General features: G+C 71.0%; 22 protein-coding genes and 1 pseudogene. 18 read left to right on the top strand and 5 right to left on the bottom strand.

Features of this window, described 5'->3' with window-relative positions; genetic code table 11:
- Nucleotides 1-292 precede the first annotated feature (292 nt).
- Together OWM54_RS29265 and OWM54_RS29260 are read left to right on the top strand one after the other, a co-directional pair.
- The gene (locus OWM54_RS29265; RefSeq protein ID WP_267699644.1) at nt 293-1,444 is read left to right on the top strand and encodes a hypothetical protein; all 1,152 of its coding nucleotides are present in this window, start codon (nt 293-295) and stop codon (nt 1,442-1,444) included.
- Nucleotides 1,441-2,052, top strand: coding sequence for an outer membrane beta-barrel protein (locus OWM54_RS29260; RefSeq protein WP_267699643.1), 612 nt, complete (start codon nt 1,441-1,443; stop codon nt 2,050-2,052). The genes OWM54_RS29265 and OWM54_RS29260 overlap by 4 nt, the downstream gene beginning before the upstream one ends.
- Nucleotides 2,053-2,059: 7 nt before the next feature.
- On the opposite strand, the gene OWM54_RS29255 is transcribed toward OWM54_RS29260, so the two are convergent.
- Both OWM54_RS29255 and OWM54_RS29250 read right to left on the bottom strand, forming a co-directional pair.
- Complete coding sequence (locus OWM54_RS29255; protein WP_141325311.1) at nt 2,060-2,473, bottom strand: response regulator; 414 nt, start codon at nt 2,471-2,473, stop codon at nt 2,060-2,062.
- A gap of 12 nt (nt 2,474-2,485) precedes the next feature.
- A complete protein-coding gene (locus OWM54_RS29250) occupies nt 2,486-2,935 on the bottom strand; it encodes a DMT family transporter (RefSeq protein WP_141325312.1) in 450 nt (149 codons plus the stop codon).
- Between the two features lie 126 nt (nt 2,936-3,061).
- Between OWM54_RS29250 and OWM54_RS29245 the strand changes: the two genes are divergently transcribed.
- The 3 genes from OWM54_RS29245 to OWM54_RS29235 all read left to right on the top strand — a co-directional run bounded on the left by OWM54_RS29245 (nt 3,062) and on the right by OWM54_RS29235 (nt 6,130).
- Complete coding sequence (locus OWM54_RS29245; RefSeq protein WP_267699641.1) at nt 3,062-4,441, top strand: DEAD/DEAH box helicase; 1,380 nt, start codon at nt 3,062-3,064, stop codon at nt 4,439-4,441.
- Nucleotides 4,442-4,721: 280 nt separating this feature from the next.
- Entirely contained in the window at nt 4,722-4,919 is a 198-nt protein-coding gene (locus tag OWM54_RS29240; protein WP_267699640.1) for a hypothetical protein, read from the top strand.
- Nucleotides 4,913-6,130, top strand: coding sequence for a DUF790 family protein (locus tag OWM54_RS29235; protein ID WP_267699639.1), 1,218 nt, complete (start codon nt 4,913-4,915; stop codon nt 6,128-6,130). The genes OWM54_RS29240 and OWM54_RS29235 overlap by 7 nt, the downstream gene beginning before the upstream one ends.
- 17 nt (nt 6,131-6,147) lie before the next feature.
- Here OWM54_RS29235 and OWM54_RS29230 read toward each other — a convergent pair whose 3' ends face one another.
- Entirely contained in the window at nt 6,148-6,516 is a 369-nt protein-coding gene (locus tag OWM54_RS29230; RefSeq protein ID WP_046715939.1) for a helix-turn-helix transcriptional regulator, read from the bottom strand.
- Nucleotides 6,517-6,640: 124 nt separating this feature from the next.
- Here OWM54_RS29230 and OWM54_RS29225 point away from each other — a divergent pair, with 124 nt between their 5' ends.
- Both OWM54_RS29225 and OWM54_RS29220 read left to right on the top strand, forming a co-directional pair.
- Nucleotides 6,641-7,018: a response regulator gene (locus tag OWM54_RS29225; RefSeq protein ID WP_223748364.1), complete on the top strand. Its 378-nt coding sequence runs from the start codon at nt 6,641-6,643 to the stop codon at nt 7,016-7,018.
- A gap of 48 nt (nt 7,019-7,066) precedes the next feature.
- Nucleotides 7,067-7,900 carry a metallophosphoesterase family protein gene (locus OWM54_RS29220; RefSeq protein ID WP_267699638.1) on the top strand — a complete coding sequence of 278 codons (834 nt, stop codon included), beginning with the start codon at nt 7,067-7,069 and terminating at the stop codon, nt 7,898-7,900.
- Nucleotides 7,901-8,008: 108 nt separating this feature from the next.
- Here the strand turns inward: OWM54_RS29220 and OWM54_RS29215 are convergent, their stop codons facing one another.
- Nucleotides 8,009-10,231, bottom strand: coding sequence for a M4 family metallopeptidase (locus OWM54_RS29215; protein WP_223748362.1), 2,223 nt, complete (start codon nt 10,229-10,231; stop codon nt 8,009-8,011).
- A gap of 558 nt (nt 10,232-10,789) precedes the next feature.
- On the opposite strand from OWM54_RS29215, the gene OWM54_RS29210 reads away from it, so the two are divergent.
- The 4 genes from OWM54_RS29210 to OWM54_RS29195 all read left to right on the top strand — a co-directional run bounded on the left by OWM54_RS29210 (nt 10,790) and on the right by OWM54_RS29195 (nt 14,042).
- Nucleotides 10,790-11,767, top strand: coding sequence for an NADPH:quinone oxidoreductase family protein (locus tag OWM54_RS29210; protein WP_267699637.1), 978 nt, complete (start codon nt 10,790-10,792; stop codon nt 11,765-11,767).
- A gap of 124 nt (nt 11,768-11,891) precedes the next feature.
- Entirely contained in the window at nt 11,892-12,176 is a 285-nt protein-coding gene (locus tag OWM54_RS29205; protein WP_223781589.1) for a hypothetical protein, read from the top strand.
- 72 nt (nt 12,177-12,248) lie between these two features.
- Nucleotides 12,249-12,812 (top strand): hypothetical protein, encoded by a 564-nt coding sequence (locus OWM54_RS29200; RefSeq protein ID WP_267699636.1) that lies wholly within the window; start codon nt 12,249-12,251, stop codon nt 12,810-12,812.
- Between the two features lie 48 nt (nt 12,813-12,860).
- On the top strand, nt 12,861-14,042 hold the full coding sequence (locus OWM54_RS29195; protein WP_267699635.1) for a DNA glycosylase AlkZ-like family protein: 1,182 nt from the start codon (nt 12,861-12,863) through the stop codon (nt 14,040-14,042).
- A 6-nt stretch (nt 14,043-14,048) separates the two neighbouring features.
- Here the strand turns inward: OWM54_RS29195 and OWM54_RS29190 are convergent, their stop codons facing one another.
- The gene (locus tag OWM54_RS29190; protein ID WP_223748357.1) at nt 14,049-14,453 is read right to left on the bottom strand and encodes a hypothetical protein; all 405 of its coding nucleotides are present in this window, start codon (nt 14,451-14,453) and stop codon (nt 14,049-14,051) included.
- A 171-nt stretch (nt 14,454-14,624) separates the two neighbouring features.
- Between OWM54_RS29190 and OWM54_RS29185 the strand changes: the two genes are divergently transcribed.
- The 7 genes and pseudogenes from OWM54_RS29185 to OWM54_RS43280 all read left to right on the top strand — a co-directional run.
- Complete coding sequence (locus OWM54_RS29185; protein ID WP_267699634.1) at nt 14,625-16,004, top strand: hypothetical protein; 1,380 nt, start codon at nt 14,625-14,627, stop codon at nt 16,002-16,004.
- Nucleotides 16,005-16,037: 33 nt separating this feature from the next.
- Nucleotides 16,038-17,150: an XdhC family protein gene (locus OWM54_RS29180; protein WP_267699633.1), complete on the top strand. Its 1,113-nt coding sequence runs from the start codon at nt 16,038-16,040 to the stop codon at nt 17,148-17,150.
- Nucleotides 17,147-17,758 (top strand): nucleotidyltransferase family protein, encoded by a 612-nt coding sequence (locus tag OWM54_RS29175; RefSeq protein ID WP_267699632.1) that lies wholly within the window; start codon nt 17,147-17,149, stop codon nt 17,756-17,758. Before OWM54_RS29180 ends, OWM54_RS29175 begins: the two co-directional genes overlap by 4 nt.
- A gap of 233 nt (nt 17,759-17,991) precedes the next feature.
- Nucleotides 17,992-18,396, top strand: coding sequence for a hypothetical protein (locus OWM54_RS29170; protein ID WP_267699631.1), 405 nt, complete (start codon nt 17,992-17,994; stop codon nt 18,394-18,396).
- A 52-nt stretch (nt 18,397-18,448) separates the two neighbouring features.
- Nucleotides 18,449-19,027 (top strand): YqgE/AlgH family protein, encoded by a 579-nt coding sequence (locus tag OWM54_RS29165; RefSeq protein WP_267699630.1) that lies wholly within the window; start codon nt 18,449-18,451, stop codon nt 19,025-19,027.
- Between the two features lie 164 nt (nt 19,028-19,191).
- Nucleotides 19,192-20,457: a hypothetical protein gene (locus OWM54_RS29160; RefSeq protein ID WP_420715353.1), complete on the top strand. Its 1,266-nt coding sequence runs from the start codon at nt 19,192-19,194 to the stop codon at nt 20,455-20,457.
- Nucleotides 20,458-20,462: 5 nt separating this feature from the next.
- Nucleotides 20,463-20,903: pseudogene (locus tag OWM54_RS43280) on the top strand (PAS domain-containing protein); the annotation flags it as partial.
- Nucleotides 20,904-20,962: the final 59 nt, after the last annotated feature.

The following is a 20,962-nucleotide window of genomic DNA, read 5'->3' as shown; positions in this document are numbered from 1 at the left end:
CCGACTCGTCCCCGCCCTTCCCCTCGCGACGACGCGCTCTCGTCCCCCCCAGCGCCCCCCACCGACCCGCCCCCATCGCCCCCCACCGACCCGCGTCGTCCCCCGCGGCGCGTGGCCATAGCATCCGCCGTGCCGTCCCTCGGACGCCGCTCGAAACCAATGACTTCGAGGGGTTGCGAAGGAGCCCCCGTCCCGCGGGATGGCCTGGGGGACCGAAACCGGAAAAATCTCCGGACCTCCGGGGAGGGCGTCCTAACGTGCGCGACCTCGCAGCCGAAGGGGAGGGAGCGCCTTGCGCCTGACAGCCATCGCCACCGCCGTGCTCGTGCTCGGTGGGTGCTCGCGAACGACGGAGGGACCCACGCCCGCCGTGGAGCGGGTGGTCAATCCGCGAGCCCGCGTGGGCGAGCTCACCCGACTCTGCAACGCCCAGGGAGGGGCCACGGGCTGGAGGCTGGAGCTCCAGGGCCGGCGCTTCTCCCCCGTGCCGGGCGAGGTGCTCACCGACGCGCCCACGGTGGAGCTGCCGGAGGTCACCCTGCGCGGCCCATCCACGTACACGCTGACGCGCGAGCAGGTCTTCTATGTGCGGCCGGAGCTGCTGCTGCTCGACGTGCCCACGCGCGACAGCTCGCCGCCGGTGGAGCTCTCCCCGGGCAGCTACGCGGTGGAGGTGGCCAATCCCCTGGGAGGCATGGGCCGGCTGCCGGACGCGCTGCTGGTGGTGGAGCCGCCCTCGGTGGCGCGGGTGATGCCGCCCGCGGATGGCTACTCGGCCGCGGACTCCAACCCCATCGTCATCGAGGGCCAGGGCTTCCAGCCGGGCACCAGCCCGCTGCTCTCCCTGCGCCGCGAGGGCGTGGAGGACCAGCCGCTCTTCTTCGTCACCGTCGTCTCGCCCACGCGCGTGGAGTCCGAGCTGCCGCCGGGCACGCCCGAGGGTGTCTACAGCCTGGTGCTCGCGCATGGAGACGGGTGTGAGGCCGTGGCGACGGGCGCGCTCGACGTGCGCTACCCGCGCCTGGGCCTCCTCACCGTGTCACCGCGCTCGGGCACGGAGCGGGCCGACACCACCGTCCTCATCCGCAACACGCCCACCGGAGCCCAGCGCGCGTTCAGCGCCGTGCCCGAGGTCTACATCGTGGCCCCCGTGAAGTCGGCGCCGTCCCAGACGCAGCGAATCCCCCTGCGCTCGGTGGAGCTGGTGTCGCCGCAGGAGCTGCGCGCGGTGGTGCCCACGTGCTCGGGGTTCGACGAGCCTGGAGGTGACCCCACCTGCCCGGGCGGAATCGTCGTGGGCGGCCCCTATGCGCTCGAGGTCCTGGACCCCGCGGGCGCGCTGGGCGAGGTGCCCGCGACGGAGGGCTTCACGGTGGTGGGCGGACCTGGCTTCACCTGGGAGCAGGCCGCGCCCCTCGACGTCCCTGGAGCCGTGCAGCCATGAATGCCCTCGTGCTCGTCGCGCTCGCGGCGCTCACCTCCGGCGCGAAGCCCGCCCCCACGGAGGGAGGCAACGTGCTGCTCGCGCCCAAGGTGGGCTACTTCAAGTCCACCACGTCGCTGGGCGGAGACCTCTACCTGGGGCTGGAGCTGGGCTACGTCACGCCCTGGCTCGAGCGACGGTTGGCCGTGACGCTGGAGGTGGGCTACCACCGCCCGCAGACGTCCGGCGTCCTCACGGACCCGCAGCTCGGAGGCTTCGGCGCGCCGCCTCCGGATGGCCGCTACACGCTCGCGGTGCGCGAGGTGGCCTTCCTGCTGTCGGCCGTCTATCGCTTCGAGCGGGCCTTCGGCTCACTGACGCCGTACGTGGGCGGAGGCCCCGGGCTGTACCTGCACCGCGCCACGTCGGACCTGTTCGGCGCCACGGCGTCGGAGAGCGGCGGCGGACTGGGGCTCCAGGCCCTGCTCGGCGTGGAGCTGCCGCTGGGTCCAGGGGGCCTCTTCCTGGAGGCGCACTACCACCTGGCGCCGCTCGACTTCGTCACCACGGGCGACGTGAATGTCGGCGGCGTCCTCGCGGGCGGACTGGGCTACCGGCTGCGCCTGTGACAGGCGCTCAGGCCCGCCCCACCGGCGTGCGCAGGACGCGCAGCAAATCCTGCGCGACCAGCTCGCGCACCGCCGTGCGCAGCGACTCCAGGAGCTGGTGGAGGGACTCGGCGGACTCACCGGGCGCGTCCACGACGCGCTCGCGGACGCCATCGAGGATGCGCATCCGTCCGGGCACCAGGGCGATGACGGGCAGCGTGGGGTAGCGCTTGCGCAACAGCCCCAGGAAGAGCGGGTGGTCCTCGTCCTGCCGGCGCAGGTCCACCACCACGAGCGCGGGCGGCGAGGACGCGATGGCGGCGAGCGCGTCGTCCGTGTCGCCGGTGGCGGAGATGGACAGGCGCTCGTCGCCGACGGCGAGCACGCGGCGGAGCAGCTCCCGCGACGCGGCATGGGGACTGGCGATGAGGACGCGACGCATCTGCCTGGGAAGCTAACCCTTCCAGACCGCGATGGCCGCACCCGCGAAGGCGACCGCCGAGCCCAACACCCGGGCCGCCGTCGCCGGACGCCCTTCCACCATCGCATCCCAGATGAGGCTGGTGACGAGCTGGGCGGCCATGAGCAGCAGCACGGACTGCACCGCGCCCAGCCGGCCGATGGCCCACGGCATGCCCACGACGATGACCACGCCGCACAGGCCGGGCAGCAGGTGCCAGGGGGTGAAGCCGGAGAAGCGCCCCTCGGCGGCGGCGGCCTCGGGCCAGAGCCCGGGCACGGTGCGCGCCACCGCGTACACGGCGAAGGTGGCCACCGTCGCCACCACCATGTTCATGAGGACCGCGCTCAGCAGGCCCCACTGGCCGGCGAAGCGCTTGTTGAGACCACCTTGGGCGACGACCGCCAGCCCACACAGCAGGGGAACGAGCGAGACAAAACGCATGGGCGCGGGTGGGTACCCCGAACGCCGGGCCGGCCGCAAGGTGGCACGCTCGGACTCGCGGGGGCTCTCGACTTCTCAAGAGGCTGGCGAAAGGGGGAACGACCGGCTACGTCCAACGCTCGCCCCATGGACGCCCCCCTCGAGCTCCACTTCGACTGCGGCACGCTGGTGGCACCCACGCTGCCGGACGACGTGCGACTGGGCGCCCTCTTCCAGAAGGACGGGCGCACGGGGGTGTACCGCGCCGCCGCCCGGCACTACCGCGAGGTGGTGCTGCGGTTGCGCGAGCTGGGGGTGACGTACACGGACCGCGCGAAGCGCTTCGAACCGCTCGAGGCGGAGCTGACGGTGCCCATCCAGCCGTTCCCCCACCAGCGCGCGGCGCTCGATGCCTGGACGCGCGCGGGCGGCAAGGGGCTGGTGGAGCTGCCGACAGGCGCGGGCAAGACGCTGCTCGCGGTGCTGGCCATCGCGCACGTGAAGCGGCCCACGTTGGTGGTGGTGCCCACGCTGGACCTGATGACGCAGTGGCAGGGCGTGCTGGCGCGCCACTTCTCGCTCCCGGTGGGGATGCTGGGGGGCGGGGTGAACGACCGGCAGGCGTTGACGGTGACGACGTACGACTCGGCGGCGATGCAGACGGAGTTCCACGGCAACCGCTTCGGGCTGCTCGTGTGTGACGAGTGTCACCATCTGCCGGCGCCCAGCTATCGGTTCATCGCGGAGGGCTCGCTGGCGCCGTACCGGCTGGGGCTCACCGCGACCCTGGAGCGCACGGACGGCGGCGAGCGGGTCGTCGAGGAACTGCTGGGGCCGCTGGTGCACCGCACCGACATCCGCGAGCTCCAGGGGGAGTACCTGGCGCCCTATGAAGTGAAGCGCGTGGAGGTACCGCTGACGGCGGAGGAGAAGGCGCGCTACGACGAGGCCCGGGCGTTGTATCTGGGCTTCGTGCGGAAGCTGGGCGTGCGGCTGTCGGCGCCGGAGGGCTGGGCGCGCTTCCTGGCGCAGAGTCAGCGCAGCGACGAGGGCCGCGCGGCGTACCGGGCCTATCGCGAGCAGCGCCGCATCGCGCTCACCTCCAGCGGCAAGCAGGAGGTGCTGTGGAGAATCCTGCTGGAGCACCGCGAGGACCGGGTGCTCGTCTTCACGGACGACAACGAGACGGTGTACACGCTGGCGCGGCGGCTGCTGCTGCCCGCGCTCACGCACCACACGCCGATACCGGAGAGAAAGGCGCTGCTCGCGGCGTTCGCCTCGGGGGAGCTGCCGGTGCTGCTCACCTCGCGCGTGTTGAACGAGGGCGTCGACGTCCCGGAGGCACGTGTGGGCGTGGTGCTCAGTGGCAGCGGGAGCGTGCGCGAGCATGTGCAGCGGCTGGGGCGCATCCTGCGCAAGCGCCCCGGGAAGAGGGCGATGTTGTACGAGGTCTGCTCCGCGCAGACGGCGGAGAGCGGCATCAGCGAGCGGCGCAGGCAGCACGACGCCTACCTGGAGGAGGGCTGAGATGCGACGTCAGCGCTCCGGCAGCTTGCGCCCAGCCACCATGCCCGGACTCCCGGGGGGTGACGCGCGTCCCTGGGCCTTCACCTGTGGAGCCCCGCGACACGCAAGCCACCGCCGTCCCGTTCGTCGATGGGCTTCCATTTCCCCAGGCGCTCTTCGCGGGGCGCGCCATGCCGCCCCGGGAGTTGCTCGCATACCGCGCGCAGAAGCGCCTCCTCCGTCCTGCGTTCGTGAAGCGCGACGTCCCCGCGTCCCTCGCGCGCTCCAGGGGAGGCGCGCCGTGCAGACCCGGCTCGCATGCCGCACGCAGGAGGGCATCCGCCGTCTGGCCTTCGTGAGGCCTGACGCCCCCCGCACCCTCCACGGGAAGTGCGCCATGCCGCCCCGGCTCGCGTACCGCGTGAAGAAGGGCATCCTCCGTCTCGAGTTCGTGAAGCATGGCGCCCCCGCGCTCTCCTCGGGAGGCGCGCCATGCTGACGCGGGAGCTGCTCGCGTACCGCACGCAGAAGGGCATCCTCCGTCCCGCGTTCGTGAAGCGCGACGACCCGGCGCTCCTCGCACTCGCGACAGAGCTGCTCGCCTCCATCGAGGCCTCGCGAGGCGCCATCTGTGACGATGTGGAGGAAGGCCTCGGCCTGCTCGCGGGCGCCTGGTCGCGTCCGAAGATCGCGCGCGGTCTCGTGAAGCTGCTCGTGGACCGGCTCACGTTCGAGGAGCCCGCGCCCGATGTCTCCGAGACCCGCTGGGCCCGACTGAAGACCGCCGCCCAGGTGCTCCGCGCCCTCACGCCCGACACCACGGTGGAAGCGTACGAGGCCCGACTCGAGCAGGCCCTCTCCACACCGCTCCAGGATGCGCGCGCGGCGCTGTACGCGGACCTGCCCGGAAACCGGAAGCTGCTCGGCTGGGACGGCGAGCCCCCCACGGCGCAGGCGCTGGTGGACCGCTACAACCTCGCCCTCGCCCAGGGGCCGCTGCTGTCCGCGCGGCGGCTGACGCTGCGGGCTCGCGCACCGGAGCTCTTGCGCGTGCGAAAGGTGCTGCGCTGGCTGAAGTTCTGCCGGCTCGTCGCCGAGGTCCGACGCGATGGCCCGGACTGGGAGCTGGAGGTCGAAGGCCCCGGCGCCATGCTCGCCCTGCAGAAGAAGTACGGCCTGCAGCTCGCCTCGTTCCTGTCCGTGGTGCCGGTGCTGGAGCGCTGGGAGCTCAAGGCCACTGTGGAGCCCTCGCGCCACCAGGCCACGCTGATGTTGAGCGACAAGGACCCGCTCGTCTCTCCCCTACCCGCCGCGTTGGGTCATGTCCCCGAGGAGGTCGCCTCCCTGTCCTCCAGCTTCGAGGATGACGCGTGGGAGCTGGACCTGACGCCGCTGCCCCGCCATGTGGGCGCCGCCAGCCTCTGCGTGCCGGACCTCACCTTCCGCCACCGCGGCTCGCGTCAGGAGGTCGCCCTGGAGCTGTTCCACGCCTGGCACGCGAGCGCCCTCACCCGCCGCCTCGCGGAGCTGCGCACCCGACCCGACGCGGGGCTGCTCCTGGGCGTCGACCGCGCCCTGCTGACGAAGGAACCCGCCGAGCGAGAGACGCTGGAGGCCCATCCCCAGGTCGTGCTCTTCCACGGCTTCCCCTCCGCGAAGAAGCTCAAGGACCGGCTGTCGAAGCTCTCCACGACGAGCCCCCGGAAGTAACGGGGACAAGCCGCGGCTCAGGTGCCCTTGGGCTTGAACTGCGCGGCCAGCACGCTCAACAGCCGGATGGCGCTGCGGTCCAACTGCTTGGCCCGGCGCAACAGCCGGCGCAGCTCCCCCGACTCGCCATACTCGCTGGGAGGCTCCGCGGCCCACTTCACCTCCTGCGAGGGCTTGAGCCCCAGCGCCTCGTCCGCGGAGATGGAGAGCACCACGCACAGCCGCCGGAAGGTCTGGATGCTCGGCAACATGTGGCCGCGCTCCAGCCGCCCGTAGACTTCGCTCGCGATACCGATGCGCTCCGCGACGTCGGCCTGCGTCAGGTTCAGCCGGGTGCGGGCCAGGCGCGCAGCTCCTCCGAGGCGGGATGCGAGGGTCTTTTCCATGTTCGTTAACCTAACGGGTTCGTCCATGTCGATATGACTTGAGAGGTTGGCATCCAAGAACTTCCCAGGTAGTCTTATGGGAAGCAGACCTGATGCGTCACCTCACCCGCGCCACGTCGAAGCCATGAGCACGCAGCCCTTCGTCACCTTCCTGTTCGTGGATGAAGACCCCCTCGCGCTGTCGGCGTGGCGTCGGCTCGTCCGGGACCTCCCCGGCGCCAAGCGCTTCGCGCGCGACATGGCGGAGGCCCTCGCGCTCGTGCACGAGCAGCCGCCGCGCGTGGTCGTCTGCGGAGACCTGCTGCCGGATGGAGACGGGCTGCACCTGCTCCAGGCGGTGCGCGCGCGTCACCCGCACACCGCCTGCGCGCTCCACGCGGTGCGCCCACCTCCCAGGTCGTGTCCGCGCGAAATCACCTGGGTGGACCGCGCCGCGCATCCCCGGGAGCTCCACTCGCGGCTCCGCGCCCTGGGACAAGCCACCGCCCACCCCTGGGCCTGAGCCGTGGCGGCGCATGCCCCCCGGGCACGTTAAGGTGACGCACGCCCCATGAAGCTCTACGCCATCAGCGACTTGCACCTGCGCCACGCCGACAACAAGCAGGCCCTGCAGACCCTGCCCGCCTTCCCGGACGACTGGCTCATCGTCGCCGGCGACGTGGGCGAGACACTGTCCGAGATGGACTTCATGCTGCGCACGCTGACGGCGCGCTTCCGCCAGGTCATCTGGGTGCCGGGCAACCACGAGCTGTGGACCATGCCCTCCGAGCAACCCTCCCTGCGCGGCGACGCGCGCTACCAGCGACTGGTGGCGCTGTGCCGCGGCCACGGCGCGCTCACGCCGGAGGACCCCTACCCGCGCTGGCCCGGCGAGGGCCCCCACCGCGTCATCGTCCCCATGTTCCTGGGCTACGACTACTCGTTCCGCCCGGACCACGTGCCGGAGGACAAGGCACTGGAGTGGGCGTTCGAGGACGACCTCTTGTGCACCGACGAGGTGCTCCTGCATCCGGACCCGTACCCCAGCCGCTCCGCGTGGTGCGCCGCGCGCGTGGAGTCCACCCGGGCCCGGCTGGACGCCCTGCCACCGGGCTGCAGCACCATCCTCGTCAACCACTACCCGCTCCGGCACGAGCACGTGCGGCTGCCGCGCATCCCCCGCTTCTCCATCTGGTGCGGCACCAGGCGCACCGAGGACTGGCACACGCGCTACCGCGCCGAGGTCGTGGTGACGGGCCACCTGCACATCCCGCTCACGCAGTGGCGCGACGGGGTGCGCTTCGAGGAGGTGTCGCTGGGCTACCCCATGCAGTGGAAGCACCGGGGCGGCATCGAGCGGTGCCTGCGCGAAATCCTCCCCGGCCCCGCCACCCGCCCGCACTGAGGGCTTCGCGCCGCTGGAAATGAATCGGCCCCGGACGTCCGTGAGGAAACGGACGACCGGGGCCTTGGAGCGGCGCGGCCTCGGGGCCGCGCCGTCTACATCAGGTGATTACTTGTGCGACGCGATGAACGCGATGCCCTCGTAGCCACCCTTCGCGCCGTAGATCTCGATGTAGTACTTGCCGGCCGGCACGTTGATGAGGTTGCACACCTCGGACTGGTGCTCCTTCACGCTGCGGCAGTCGTAGTCGAACTTCGTCGGCGCCGAGCCGCGCTTCACGTAGATGTCCGGGTTGCCCTCACCCTCGCCCGTCTGGATGTACAGGCTGTTGATGCCGGTGCCGGGCTTACGCTCCGGAACCTCGATGGTGTACACGTTCGAGGAGCCCGCCGCGCCGGAGAGGTTCTTCAGCGCGATGCCGGACTGCACGGGGATGTAGCCACCCTTCCAGGTCACCGTCAGCGTCACGCCGGAGAAGGTGCTGTAGGCGTTGAGCATGACGACCCAGCGGCCCTGGCTCGGCGTCGCGAACGCGCAGGACTCGGCGTTGCCCGCGCGGTACGGACGGCAGTCGTACAGGCTGGTGGTGGGGACGTTGTTGTAGCGAACGTACAGGTCCGCGTCGCCCGTGCCGCCGGCGATGGAGACGTTCAGGTCGTACGCGCCCTCGGGCAGGTTGAACTCGTAGTACTTCTTCTGGCCGCTGGTGGAGCCGATGCCGGTGATGGGCACGTCCTTCTGGATGGGGGTCGTGTCCACGATGATGGGCACGCCCACGCCCACGGCCTTCCAGGCGTTGGTCACCGAGGCAATCTCATCCGCGGTGTAGCCCAGCAGCGCGGCGGCCTGCTCGGTGGCGACCTTCGCGTCCTCGAACGTGGCGTCCGACTCGAGGATGGTGTTGTTCGCGCGGTAGAAGATCTGCGCGGCCTTCTCGATGCCGATGCCGGTGACCGAGATGGTGGTCTTGCCCGTCGGGTGCGTGCCGCCCTGCGACAGCAGGTAGAACGCCAGGTTGGAGATACCCGAGCTGTAGTGCACGTCCACGCTGTCGTCGTAGTCGTGGAAGTAGTCGAGCGAGTCCCCGTCCTGCGTGGGGTTCGCCATGTAGCGCAGGGCGTCGTTCGGGATGTTCGGCGTCCACACGTCGTCGCCGACCAGCCACGTGCGCGCGCTGACGACGTTGCCGTCGCCGTACCACTCGCACACCGCGCCGAAGATGTCGGAGAAGGACTCGTTCAGACCACCCGACTGGTTGTCGTAGATGAGGTCGGAGGAGAACTCCGTCACGGCGTGCGTCAGCTCGTGCGCCGTCACGTCCAGGGAGTTGGCCAGGTTGCTGGCGTTCACGCCGTCGCCATCGCCGTACACCATCTGGGTGCCGTTCCAGAAGGCGTTCACGTACGCGACGCGGTGGTGGACCGTGCTGACCAGCGTGGCGCCGGCGTTGTCGTACGAGTCACGACCGAACAGCTCGCTGTAGCAGTCGTACACCGTGCCCAGGTGGTCGTAGTTCGTGTTGACGACCGGGTCGGCGACCTCGGGCTGGCCCTCGGTGCGAACCACCGCGCCAGGGAGCGTCGTGGTGTTGTTGCCGTTGTGCATCCGGCGGGCCAGGCCCTCCTTGATCTGCGGGTGGCGGGCAATCACGTCGCCGTTGGTCGCGTTGACCAGGACGACATCGCGCACGGGCGTCCCGTCGCGGCGCTCACCCGACTGGATGAGCTTGTAGACGAGCACCAGCTCGTCGCCGTCACGGAAATAGACCAGCTCGTGGCCGTCCTCGATCTTCAGGCCGTCGAACGTGGAGCGGTCCGCCTGCAGGGCGTCCTTCGCCACCGACACGTCCACGCTCGCCTTGGCCGTGGCCTTCAGGTCGCTGCGGGTGTTGGTGGACGCCGCGATGACCTTGCCACCGCGGGTCGTCAGACGCAGCTGGCCGTACAGCACGGGGATGTTGTTGACCTTCACGCCGTAGACGACGTGGCCGTCGCCCTGGCGGTCCGTGAACGTCTTCTTCAGGACCAGGTCCGCCGGGTTCAGGTTCAGCTGGGGCGCGATGAGCGCCGCCACCGGAGCCAGGTCCGCCTGGCCCAGGGCCGAGAAGCCCGCGGCCGCCTGCGGTGCGGGGCCGAGGTCGCCGGTGATGAACTTGGCGACACCGGAGGAATCCGTAGCAACAACCTTCTTCCCGGTCAGCTGCAGGGCCGCCGCGCTCTTCGTCGCGGTGTCCTGGGGCTTGGCCTCGGGAGCAGGGGTGGACTCGTTGCAACCAACGAGGAAGGACAGCGCCGCTACACCAAGAACACCGCGTACTCGCTGATTCACCATGTAATCCTCCTAAACGGAAAGATTAGAAAGCACAGTGTCACAGGATGGTTGTGTATTTCAAGGTTGCGCGATAATTTTACTAAGTAGCTTATTCTCACATTGCGAGTTTCAGCCAGAAGCCCCAGCTATTTCAGCAACTTATCGGAGCCCTACCCGCCGCTTCCGCCGAGTCGCCCGACGTAGTGGGTAACCCTGGTGTGAACAGAATTTCGCGAAAATGCGTGGCCGAAAGGGCCTTCACGGGGTCCGCGCGCGGACCGCATTTCTCGCGGCATTTCCGGGGAATTTTGGGAGGATGGAAATCCGGCGTCCGAGTGGCGCGGCCATGGTTTTCAGGCTCGTGCTCTACCGCTGAGCTATCTCCCGATTGAAGTCGGGAGAGCTGGAGTCGAACCAGCGCCCCCAAGCACCCAAGTGCGTGTCGGGCCACACCGGACGGACGCCGGAAATCCTCACGGTGGACGCGCCCTTCAGGGCGAAGCTGACAGCGGCGCGCGCGTGGAGTTGCTTTGCGGAAGCGGACGGGTGCGCGAGGCTTGCGTCCCGGGAGGAAGGCACATGCGCGCACTTCAGCTGCAGCGACTGGACGGACCCGACGGGCTGGCGTTGGTGGAGCTTGCCGAGCCCGAGGCGCAGGACGCGGTGCTCATCGACGTGGTGGCGGCGGGGGTGAGCTTCCCCGACTTGCTGCTGACGAAGGGGCAGTACCAGTTGAAGCCGCCCTTGCCCTTCGTGCCGGGCGTGGAGGTGGCGGGCGTGGTGCGCTCGGCGCCCGAGGGCGCGTCGGTGAAGGCGGGAGACCGGGTGATGGCCTTCAGCTTCGGGCTGGGAGGCTTCGCGGAGGTGGTGGCGATTCCCGCGGAGATGGTGTTCCGCATCCCCCGGCGCTGGAGCTTCGAGGCCGCCGCGGGCGTGGTGATGAACTACCACACGGCGCACTTCGCGCTGCACCGCCGGGGCCGGCTGAAGGCGGGAGAGACGGTGGTGGTGCACGGCGCCGCGGGCGGCGTGGGCACGGCGTCCATCCAGGTGGCGCGAGGCGCGGGCGCACGCGTGGTGGCGGTGGTGAGCGACGAGCGCAAGGCGGAGGTGGCCCGCAAGGCGGGTGCGCACGAGGTGCTGCTGTCCTCGGGCCCCTGGCTCACGCAGCTCAAGGAGCTGACTGACGGCCTGGGCGCCAACGTGGTGTTGGACCCGGTGGGTGGGGACATCTTCGACAAGAGCCTCAAGGCGCTGGCGCCGGAGGGACGGCTGCTGGTGGTGGGCTTCGCCGGAGGCCGCATCCCCGAGGTGGCGGTGAACAAGCTGCTGCTGCGCAACATCGACGTCGTGGGCGTGGCGTGGGGCGGCTTCCTCATCCACGAGCCGTCGCTGACGCCCACCATCGCCAAGGACCTGGAGGCGATGGCGGACCAGGGGGTGCTCGAGCCCGTCGTCGGCCCCGTCTTCCCCCTGGAGCAGGGCGCGCAGGCGCTGCGCGAACTGGACGCCCGGCGCGCGACCGGAAAGGTCGTCCTGCGCGTGCGCGAAGGCTGACGTCACGGAGGGTGACGGTGCACTCCGGCCGCCCTCCGAGCATGCGACCCACCGGGCCCTGGCGTCGCTTCGCTGCGGCGCCCGGCCCTCGTCCGCAGGTTTGGAGCCAGGAGGTGACGGCGCCATGGCGGATGACTCCATCCTCGAGCGACAGCATCAACGGGAGCGGGAGCAGGAGCGACAACGGCTCCGCGAGCAGGAGCAGCGGGACCTGGAGGTGGAGGCCCATCGCGGGCCGCGGCCCCTGGAGGGTTACGCCGGCGGGCACACCACCTGGGCCAGCGCCCAGGATGACGCGGAGGCCGCCATCGTCCATGCGAACGACGCGGAGGCGTCGTGGGAGGCCAGCCAGCGGCAGGCGCGCCTGGAGCCGGAGCCCGAGGACCCCGACGCGCGCGAGCGCGACTGACGCGGTCCCCGTGGCCCACGTCCGAGCCATGGGGTTACACGAGCAAGGAGGTTGCACGGTACAGTCGGGGCCATGTCCGCTCCGTCCTTCCGTGCCGACCTCCGGGTGTTCGTCGAGCAGCGGTGGGTGGGGCTCGCGGACCTCCAGGGCCTGGAGCGGGAGTACCTCGACGAGGTGCTCCGTCGTCCCCGCGTGAGCTGCTGCAGCTTCGTCGGAGGCTTCTTCATCGACGTGGGCGGCGTGGCCTTCAGCGACGAGGACTCGGTCGACGAGCTCTGGATGACGTGGAGCTGGTTCTTCGCGTTGGACAAGCTCCTCGACGGTGCCGACGAGGCACGGGCCGCCCCTTGGGAGGAGTCCGCCATGAAGCTCTGGCGCCACGGGGACACGCTGGTCCTGGAGGACCGGAGCGCGAGCGGCACGCCCATCACCCCACGCGTCGAGGTGGAGCTCCGCCCGTTCTGCCGGAGCCTCGCGCGACAGGGGCTTGAGTTCCTCGCGCTGGGGGAGCGGCTGCTCGCGCAGCTCGACGCGCGCTCGCCTCCCGTGCCTGCTCCGGTGCGCCTGGAGTTCGAGCGGGCCCTCCGGCTGCCCAGGGACATCGTGGAGCGCGTCGCCGAGAAATCCGGCCCCTGAGCCCACATGGCCCCGGCAAGCGGCCGTGGCGACGTTAGAGTCCACACCGTGCCCTCGCATCCTCCCGCCACCGTGCTTCCGCCAGACGAGGCCCGACGCTTCCTCGTCGCGCACCTCGGGCTCGCGCGCCCCTTCCCGCTGCAGGGGGCCCGGGGTGCGCGCGCGCTCCTGAAGCGCCTGCGCTGCATCCAGTTGGACCCGCTGGATGTCATCGGCACCAACGCGGACCTGGTGGCGCTCGCGCGCGTGGACGGGCTGGCGCGCGGCGACGTGTACCGACACCTGCTGCCGGGGCACGCCTTCGAGCACTTCGCCAAGGAGCGCTGCCTGCTGCCCGCCAGCGCGTTCCCCTACTACCGCGAGCGCGCGGCCCAGGCGCCCTGGTGGCGACTGGAGGAGCGACTCAAGCGGGTGCCGGAGGCGGTGCTGCACGCGGTGCTCGAGGAGGTGACGGCGCGCGGTCGTTCCTCGTCGCGCGAGCTGAAGGACCATGGCGCGGTGGTGCCCATCGACTGGAGTGGTTGGAAGGGCACGGCCCGCGCCACGGCGATGGCGCTGGAAATCCTGTGGACGCGCTGTCAGGTGGTGGTGTGTGGCCGAGGCCCGGGCGGCAAGCTGTACGACGTCCCGCATCGCGCCCTGCCCCGGATGGCCGAGGCGCGGGTGACGCAGACGTTCGAGCGCTGGGGGCTGACCGAGCGCGTGGAGGCCGCGGGCCTGCTCAGCCGCGCGAGCGGTCCCCACTGGTCCACGCTGACCGAGGTGCGCACCTCCTCGCTCCCCGACACGCTGGTCGACGAGGGCGTGCTGGAGGCGGTCAGCATTCCCGGCTCGCCCCGGCGCTACCTGGCGCCCGTGGGCTTCCGGGAGCGGGAGCAGCCGGAGCCCGACGCGAGGATGCGCATCCTCGGGCCCCTGGACCCGGTGCTGTGGGACCGGGAGCTGGTGCGCGTGGCGTTCGGCTTCGACTACACGTGGGAGGTCTACAAGCCCGCCGCGCAGCGTGAGTGGGGGTGGTACGTCTGTCCGCTGCTCCATCGAGGGAAGCTGGTGGGACGGCTGGAGGCGCGCGTGCGCGAGGGCGTGCTCCAGGTGGACAACCTGTGGCGGCAGAAGGGCGTGAAGCTGGACGACGCCGCGCTCGACGAGGCGCTCGCGCGTCATGCGGCCGCGTGCGGCGCCGAGAGGGTGCGCAGGCCCCGGGCGCGCGTCACGGGTCGCGCCTCCTGAGTCGAATCAGGGCGCGGGCTTGGGCAGCTCGCGCTCCAGCGCGTCGGCGGCGCCAGCGTCCTTGTGGACACCGAAGCGCTGGCGCGAGCACATGAGCAACTGCCCCGCGTAGACGGTGTCCGAGAGGGCGCCCACGAAGTCGCCGTGCTCGGCGAGCGTGCGTGCCCGCTCGTCCATCAGGTGGGCGAGGATGCGCGCCTGCTCGGCGTGCCCGAACAACCGCACGACGGAGCGCGCGTCGAACAGGATGAGCGTCTCCAGCTCCATGCCGAGCGTCGTCTGACAGGCCTCGCTCAGGCTGCGCAGGCTGTCCTCCAACGAGCGGTTGGCGCGGACGCGGGCGAGGTCTGGAGCCAGTCGACCGAGCTCGCGGAGGGCTTGGAGCGCGTGGGCCTGACGCAGGATGGGCATGCGAAAGCCAAGTACAGCCTGAGACAGGGGAATCATCCAGTCCCCCGGGTGATTCCCCGCGCCCGCCCGGAGGACCGGGTCACACTCCGTGAACTGTACGAGGACCCCGGGAGGCTGCGAGACTCGCCCCTGGTGGCCGAATCCCCTCCCCTCGCCTCGGACGCGCCCGCGATGCCCGACGCCCGTGTCGCGAGCCGACGCGAGCGGGGTGTCGTCTTCGCCGCGTCCTTCCTGTTCCTGCTCGTGCTGGAGGCGGGGCTGCGCCGCTTCACCCAAGACGGGCTGCGCTTCCAGGCGTGGAGCTCCGAGCGGATGATGCAGACGCTGTCACTGCGCGAGCTGCGCGACGAGCCGCTGCGCTCCCTCTGGTATCTGCACATCCAGCCGCCCCTGCTGGACGTGCTCCGCGCCGCGCTGGCCTTGTTCCAGGGCCCGCTCGAGGACCTGGCCCTGGTCGACGCCGTGGACCGCTGGACCTATGTCGTCTGGGCGCTCGTGTTCGCTGGCACGGTGACGCTCGTGCATGCCTGGGTCTTCCAGGTGGCGGGGCGGCGTTTCGCCCGCGTCGCCGCGGTGCTGATGGCGCTGCATCCGGGGACCCTCGCCTTCGCGACCCTCCTGGACAGCACCGCCGCCAGCGCCCTCGCCTTCCTGTGGTTCTGCTTCGAGCTGTGGCGCCCCCCACGTGAGGACGGCTCCATCGCCCGGCTCGCCGCCGCGTCGCTCGTCCTCTTCTTCCTGCGCTCCATCTTCCAGTGGCCGTTCTTCCCACTGGTGGCCCTGTGTCTCGCGCTCCGGGGGGCCTCGGCCCGGAGCGTGGGTCGCTATCTCGTCGTCGTCGCGCTCTTCGCGGGCCCCTACGTCGCCAAGCAGCTCGCCCTGTTCAACACGTCCATGACGTCCAGCTTCGACGGGCTCAACTTCTGTCGGGCCATCGGCCTGGGCGAGCCGGACCTCGGCGCGGTGCGGCTGCCCGACAACGTGCTGCCCAGGTCCCTGCCGCCACCGTCCAGCGCCGCGGTGCTGCGCACGGACGAAAAGCTCGGGGGCTACTACAACTACAACCACCTGGATGCCCTGCGGTACTCGGTGGGGCTGAAGTACGTGTGCCGTCGGGCCCTCTTCGAGCGGCCCCTCTCCGCGACGCTCGCTTCGTTCGCGGAGAACGCGGTGATGTATGGCGTGCCGTCCAGCCGCTACCAGCCCAACGTCCTGGTGGACCGGCTGCCGTGGCGAGCGCCGCTCGACTTCGTCTTCTCGTCGCCCGTGCTCTGGGTGCTGGTGCTCCTCGCGGGAGCGCGGGCCGCGCGGGAGCTGAAGCGTCGTGTGGACTGGCTCCAGGTAGCAGGGCTGGTGTTGCCGGTGATGTTCGTCGTCTCGGTGAGCGTGCTCTTCGAGAAGGGCGAGAACATGCGGTTCAAGTACTTCATCGAGCCGGTGTTGCTCGTGTTCCTCTGCGCCCAGGCCGCGCGACTCGCCGCGCGAGCCCCTGCCCGGTCTCCAACACACGCGGTCTCCCCCGGGCCGGGTGACGGCTCTGTGGCGCGGTGACGTCAGCGGCCGTCTGCTAGGCTCGGGGCCAACATGAAGGACCTGGACGCCATCCTCCGCGCTCGCGCGCGCTCCCGTGGGCCCTGGGTACTGGCCACGGTGGTCGCCGTGTCGGGTTCGTCGTACCGCAAGCCGGGTGCCCGGATGTTGATGGGCGAGGACGGCTGGCTCGCCGGAGGCGTGAGCGGCGGGTGCCTGGAGGCCGACATCGTCCGCAAGGCGTTCTTCTGGACGAGCACCGGGCCTCGCGTGCTCCGCTACGACTCCACGGGAGAGGGCATCGAGGACGAGGGGAGCCTGTCCTTCGCGCTCGGCTGCAATGGTGTCGTGGACGTGCTGCTGGAGCGCTGCGAGCCCGGCCCGGCCGATGCCCTGGTCTTCGCGGACGAGGCCCGGAACCTGGGACGTCGCGCCGTCATCGCCACCGTGTACCAGGGCCCCGCGCAGGCCGTGGGGACGCGGTGGATGGTGCGTGACGATGGCGTGGAGGCGGGACACATCGCGGGCGCACTGGGCGATGCCGTCCGCGTCGCGGCCCGCGAGGCGATGGAGCAGGGCCGCACGTGGAGCGGACCGTGTGGCGGCGCGGACGTGCTGGTGGAGGTGGTGGAGCCGCCCCATGAGCTGGTGTTGTTCGGCAGCGGGTTCGACGTCGCGCCCGTGGTGACGCAGGCCGCGAGCCTGGGCTGGCGTGTCACGGTGGTCGCGGACCGTCCCGCGCAGACGCTGCGACGGAGGTTCCCCCTCGCGCACGCGGTGGTCTCGGCGAAGACGGGTGAGGCGGCGACGTCGGTTCCGGTGTCACCTCGCGCGCTGGTGGTGTTGATGACGCACAGCCTGCCGCAGGACCAGGAGCTGCTCGCGGGATTGCTCCCGCGTCCGCTGCGGTATCTGGGCGTGTTGGGTCCACGCTCCCGCACGGAGCGGCTGCTCGCGGGGCTCGCCACCGCGCCGAGCGCGACGATGCTGGAGAAGCTGCATGCCCCGGTGGGGCTGGACCTTGGCGCGGAGGGCGCGGAGGAGATTGCCCTGTCCATCGTCGCCGAGCTGCAGGCCGTGGTGTCGGAGCGGGAGGGCGGCAAGCTGCGCGAGCGCCGCGCGCCCATCCACACGGTGGCGCCGCCCCCCGTACGGAAGCTCGCGTGAGGGCGGGCCGTGCGCAAGCAGGCGTGGTGTTGCTCGCGGCGGGAGGCTCGTCTCGGCTCGGACATCCCAAGCAGCTCGTCGTCCACGAGGGGAAGACGCTCATCCGACGCGCCGCCGAAGCGGCCCTGTCCCTCGGCGAAGGTCCCGTGCTCGTGGTCCTCGGCGCCCATCGGGACATCATCGCCCCCGAGCTCGTCGACCTCCCCCTGCGAATCATCGAGCATCCCGACTGGGCGCGCGGTCCCGGCGGCTCCCTGACGATGGGGCTCTCGGCGATGTCCTCGGGTACCCCCGACGTGGACGCGGTGCTCTTCATGCTCTGTGACCAGGTCCGCGTCACGGCATCACATCTCCGAGCCCTCGTGGACACCTGGCGGACCACCGGTGCGCCCATCGTGGCCTCTGGATACGACGGCACGCACGGCGTCCCCGCGCTGTTCTCCCGCGCCGTGTTCCCGGAGCTGGAGGCCCTGTCTCCCGCCCAGGGCGCACGTGGGGTGATTGCCCACGAGCCGACCCGCGTCGCCATCGTGCCGCTCCCCGGAGGCGGCGAGGACGTGGACACACCCGCGGACCTGGACCGGCTCGCCCCTCGGCGGCCCGTGTAACCCCATTGCGTCTCGATGTTCGTCCCATGAGCGGACAGAGCACCGGATTGCCCGCGTCACCGGGATGGACCCGCCCAGGCCCTGTAACCGATATGAATCCCTGGCGACGCCTGTAACCGGTATGAGCCCGGGACACCGCCGCTCGCGCTTGTCCGTACTGTCCGTCGAACGGCATCCCTCCTATGCTGAGTCACACGCGGTCGCGTCAGTCAGGCCCAGGTCGGGAGATTCTCATGGAGTCTCAGCAGCCCACCCTCATCCAGAAGGAGCAGGCGTCCCCTGACACGACAGGCTCGGACGAGCGCGAGTCCTCGTGGAGCGCCGGCGAGGTCCTCGTCATCGGCGGCCTCGGCCTGCTCGTCGCCATCGCCGTGGTCGGCCTCTTCATCGGCGTGGCGAAGTGGCTGCTCAAGTACAGCCTGCTGGCGCTCGGCATCTACGTCCTCTTCTCGCTGACACGGCGCTGGCTGCGCGGCTCGAAGCAGCAGGCCCCCTCGGAGCTCACGCCGTACACTTCGCCCCAGAAGACCCGGGCCGAGCAGCTCCAGGAGATCGACCCCGCGCAGGCCCTGGCCCGCTTCAAGGCCGAACACATGTCGGAGGCCCCGCCTCCCGCGCGGCCCCACCGCAAGCCGTGAGCGCGCCCCTCCTCCACCCGGCCGGAGCCCGCCCACGTCCGGTCCCCGCTTCATGATGCGCCGTTCGCGCTGGCACCTCGGCTGGGTGCTGCTGCTCGTCGCGGCCGCGCTGCTCGTGCTCTTCCCGCGCGCCATCGACGCGATCAAGTCCCTGGAGCAGCTGCCCGCGGCGCCGCTCCGTGCGGGCTCGCTGCTCGTCGCGCGCCCCGGCCGCGTCTCCGAGAACTTCGACGAGACCGTGGTGCTGCTCCTCGACGCGGGCGCCCAGCGCAGGACGTGGGGCGTGGTGCTCAATCGCATGCGCACCCGTCAGGGCGAGCGCCTCCCCGAGGGCGTGGACCGCTGGGGCGGGCCGGTGAACCCCACGCTCCACATCACCCTCACGCTGCGCCGCCCGGCCCCCGAGGGAGCACAGCCCCTCCTCGAGGGCATCGCCTGGTACGAAGGACGCCGCGAGGCGCACCTGCCCGTCGGTGAATCCCTCACCTTCGAGGGCATCTCCGCATGGTCCCCCGGACAGCTCGAGGAGGAGGTGGCCCGAGGCGCCTGGTGGGTCCTCGAAGGCCAGCCCGCCGACGTGTTCACCGCGCCGGGCTCGCTGTGGGAGGAGCACGCCGTCCGCCACCTCTGAGCGCGCCGCGCCAGCAGCACGCCTCATGGAGCACATGGGCTCCCAAGCCCCTCCATCCGTCGGATACCCGACAGCGCCGCAATAGCGCGGGGCCGCCACGCCTTTGGAAGAGCCTGGGCAGTGACTACCTCCCCAGGACCCCACGTCTTCCCGGCGGACTCCCCATGCGACGACTCCCTGCACTCCGTTCTTCTCACGCCCTTCGAGGGCTCGCGCTCGCCGTGGCCTTCTTTTGCGCCTCCGCGAGCGCCCAGCCCACGACGACTCCGCTGGAGGACAACCAGCGCATCACCGAGGGCTACATCGCCATCGCCTACGAGCTGGGCGCGGTGCTGGACCCGGCCCTGCAGCCCGGTGGCGTCAGCGCCGTGCGCCCCACCTGGTTCACCTTCGCGCCCAATGCCTCGCGCACCGGTGGCGAGGGCATGCTCGGCACCGCCATCGCCAGGCGCATCATCGCCGCCGCGCGGGGACAGCCCTCGCTGTCGGTGCTCCAGGCGCTCCAGCGCGTGGGGCTCGACCTCCAGCTGCTCGCCACGCCGGAGAAGCTGGGCCTGGAGCTGGTGCTGCGCGGAGTGCCCACGGACGCGGCGGCCTCGCTCGGCGCGCTCATCACCTCGCTCAACACCGCGGCGCTCCTGGACGCGCGCACGCTGAGCATCACCGCCGCGCGCTTCGCCGCGCTCTACCAGTCCTCGCCGGGCTTCTGGCCGCTCGACAAGGTCGAGAACCTGGTGCTGACGCTGGAGCGCACCCTGCACGAGGGCAACCTCGCCATCTTCTCGGACATCGGCGGCTCGGGGCAGCTCTACCTGGCGTGGCGCCGGAGCGCCGTCGGCGCGGTGACGCCCGAGCGCGTGCTCACGGAGTTCACGCTGGTGGACGCAGTGCCCGCCCAGGCCGTGCAGGCCTACGACTACGCGCTGGCGCACGCGTTCGACACGCCGCGCCCCTATCAGTTCGACCAGCTCTTCCCGGACATGCACTACAAGAGCCTGCTGGTCGCGGCCTTCGCACTCTACGAGCAGGCCCGCCTGTCCACGAGCCCCGCCACCCGCGACGCGCTCATCGCCGTGGCCAACAACTACATCGCCTGGCGCGAGCAGCACGACATGGCGCAGCCCGTCTTCTCGCCCGCCTCACCCCGCTCGGACGAGGTGTCCCGCGTCGCGCTGCTGCGGGCCCTCACCCCGCTGCTGCGCACCGAGTTCGGCACGGTCATCTGGAACTACGCCGACTATGCGAACAGCCAGCCGGACCGCGACGGCAACCCGTTGACGTCGCCGCCCACCGAGTACAACTGGGCCGACTTCTGGGACCGCTGGAACGGCATCCTCTACGCCTTCGACCAGGCGTACCTGGACCCCACCGGGACGTGGGTCATGCCGGAACCCATCGTGGACCCGACCGCGCCGACGGGCGGGTCCTGAGTCGCATGTCCCGCCCTCGACGCGGGGCCGGCCTGTGGAGGGGCCGAGGTCGGGGCTGGTGGATGTCCCGTCGTGCGGACGCCGCGCCGCAGCGTGGTTCCCCAGGCGGAGCGGATGACTTGACGCATTTGGAGGGCCAGGGGACGGTTCAGGTCTACATGAGCCCCTCGCCGTCCACCGTGTCCTTCCCTCCCACGGACACCCCTGTCATCCCCACGGGAGCCATGCCCGCCGCGCCCGCCGACGAAGCTGCGCTCTCCGCCGAGGCCCGCCTGTGTGTGTTGCGGGAGATGATGAGCGAGGCGTTCCTCTGCCTGGATGCCCAGGGGCGCATCCGCGAGGTGAATGGCCGCGCCGCCGCGCTGCTCGGCGTGCCCGCCCAGGAGCTGCAGGGGCAGGAGCCCTGGACAGCCGAGCCCGCGCTCGCGGGCACCGTACTGCACGAGCGCTTGATGGCCGCGCTCTCCACTCGCGAGGGCGGACGCTTCCTGGCGGAGCTGCCCTC

The organism is Myxococcus sp. MISCRS1, assembly GCF_026626605.1.
GTDB lineage: Bacteria > Myxococcota > Myxococcia > Myxococcales > Myxococcaceae > Myxococcus > Myxococcus fulvus.
This window is presented reverse-complemented; position numbering and strand designations above follow the sequence as displayed.

Coding starts and splice junctions, on each gene's coding strand:
- OWM54_RS29260 (WP_267699643.1), top strand. CDS start 1,441: ATGAATGCCCTCGTGCTCGTCGCGCTCGCGGCGCTCACCTCCGGCGCG.
- OWM54_RS29255 (WP_141325311.1), bottom strand. CDS start 2,473: ATGCGTCGCGTCCTCATCGCCAGTCCCCATGCCGCGTCGCGGGAGCTG.
- OWM54_RS29250 (WP_141325312.1), bottom strand. CDS start 2,935: ATGCGTTTTGTCTCGCTCGTTCCCCTGCTGTGTGGGCTGGCGGTCGTC.
- OWM54_RS29245 (WP_267699641.1), top strand. CDS start 3,062: ATGGACGCCCCCCTCGAGCTCCACTTCGACTGCGGCACGCTGGTGGCA.
- OWM54_RS29235 (WP_267699639.1), top strand. CDS start 4,913: ATGCTGACGCGGGAGCTGCTCGCGTACCGCACGCAGAAGGGCATCCTC.
- OWM54_RS29230 (WP_046715939.1), bottom strand. CDS start 6,516: ATGGAAAAGACCCTCGCATCCCGCCTCGGAGGAGCTGCGCGCCTGGCC.
- OWM54_RS29225 (WP_223748364.1), top strand. CDS start 6,641: ATGAGCACGCAGCCCTTCGTCACCTTCCTGTTCGTGGATGAAGACCCC.
- OWM54_RS29220 (WP_267699638.1), top strand. CDS start 7,067: ATGAAGCTCTACGCCATCAGCGACTTGCACCTGCGCCACGCCGACAAC.
- OWM54_RS29215 (WP_223748362.1), bottom strand. CDS start 10,231: ATGGTGAATCAGCGAGTACGCGGTGTTCTTGGTGTAGCGGCGCTGTCC.
- OWM54_RS29210 (WP_267699637.1), top strand. CDS start 10,790: ATGCGCGCACTTCAGCTGCAGCGACTGGACGGACCCGACGGGCTGGCG.
- OWM54_RS29205 (WP_223781589.1), top strand. CDS start 11,892: ATGGCGGATGACTCCATCCTCGAGCGACAGCATCAACGGGAGCGGGAG.
- OWM54_RS29200 (WP_267699636.1), top strand. CDS start 12,249: ATGTCCGCTCCGTCCTTCCGTGCCGACCTCCGGGTGTTCGTCGAGCAG.
- OWM54_RS29190 (WP_223748357.1), bottom strand. CDS start 14,453: ATGCCCATCCTGCGTCAGGCCCACGCGCTCCAAGCCCTCCGCGAGCTC.
- OWM54_RS29185 (WP_267699634.1), top strand. CDS start 14,625: ATGCCCGACGCCCGTGTCGCGAGCCGACGCGAGCGGGGTGTCGTCTTC.
- OWM54_RS29180 (WP_267699633.1), top strand. CDS start 16,038: ATGAAGGACCTGGACGCCATCCTCCGCGCTCGCGCGCGCTCCCGTGGG.
- OWM54_RS29170 (WP_267699631.1), top strand. CDS start 17,992: ATGGAGTCTCAGCAGCCCACCCTCATCCAGAAGGAGCAGGCGTCCCCT.
- OWM54_RS29165 (WP_267699630.1), top strand. CDS start 18,449: ATGATGCGCCGTTCGCGCTGGCACCTCGGCTGGGTGCTGCTGCTCGTC.
- OWM54_RS29160 (WP_420715353.1), top strand. CDS start 19,192: ATGCGACGACTCCCTGCACTCCGTTCTTCTCACGCCCTTCGAGGGCTC.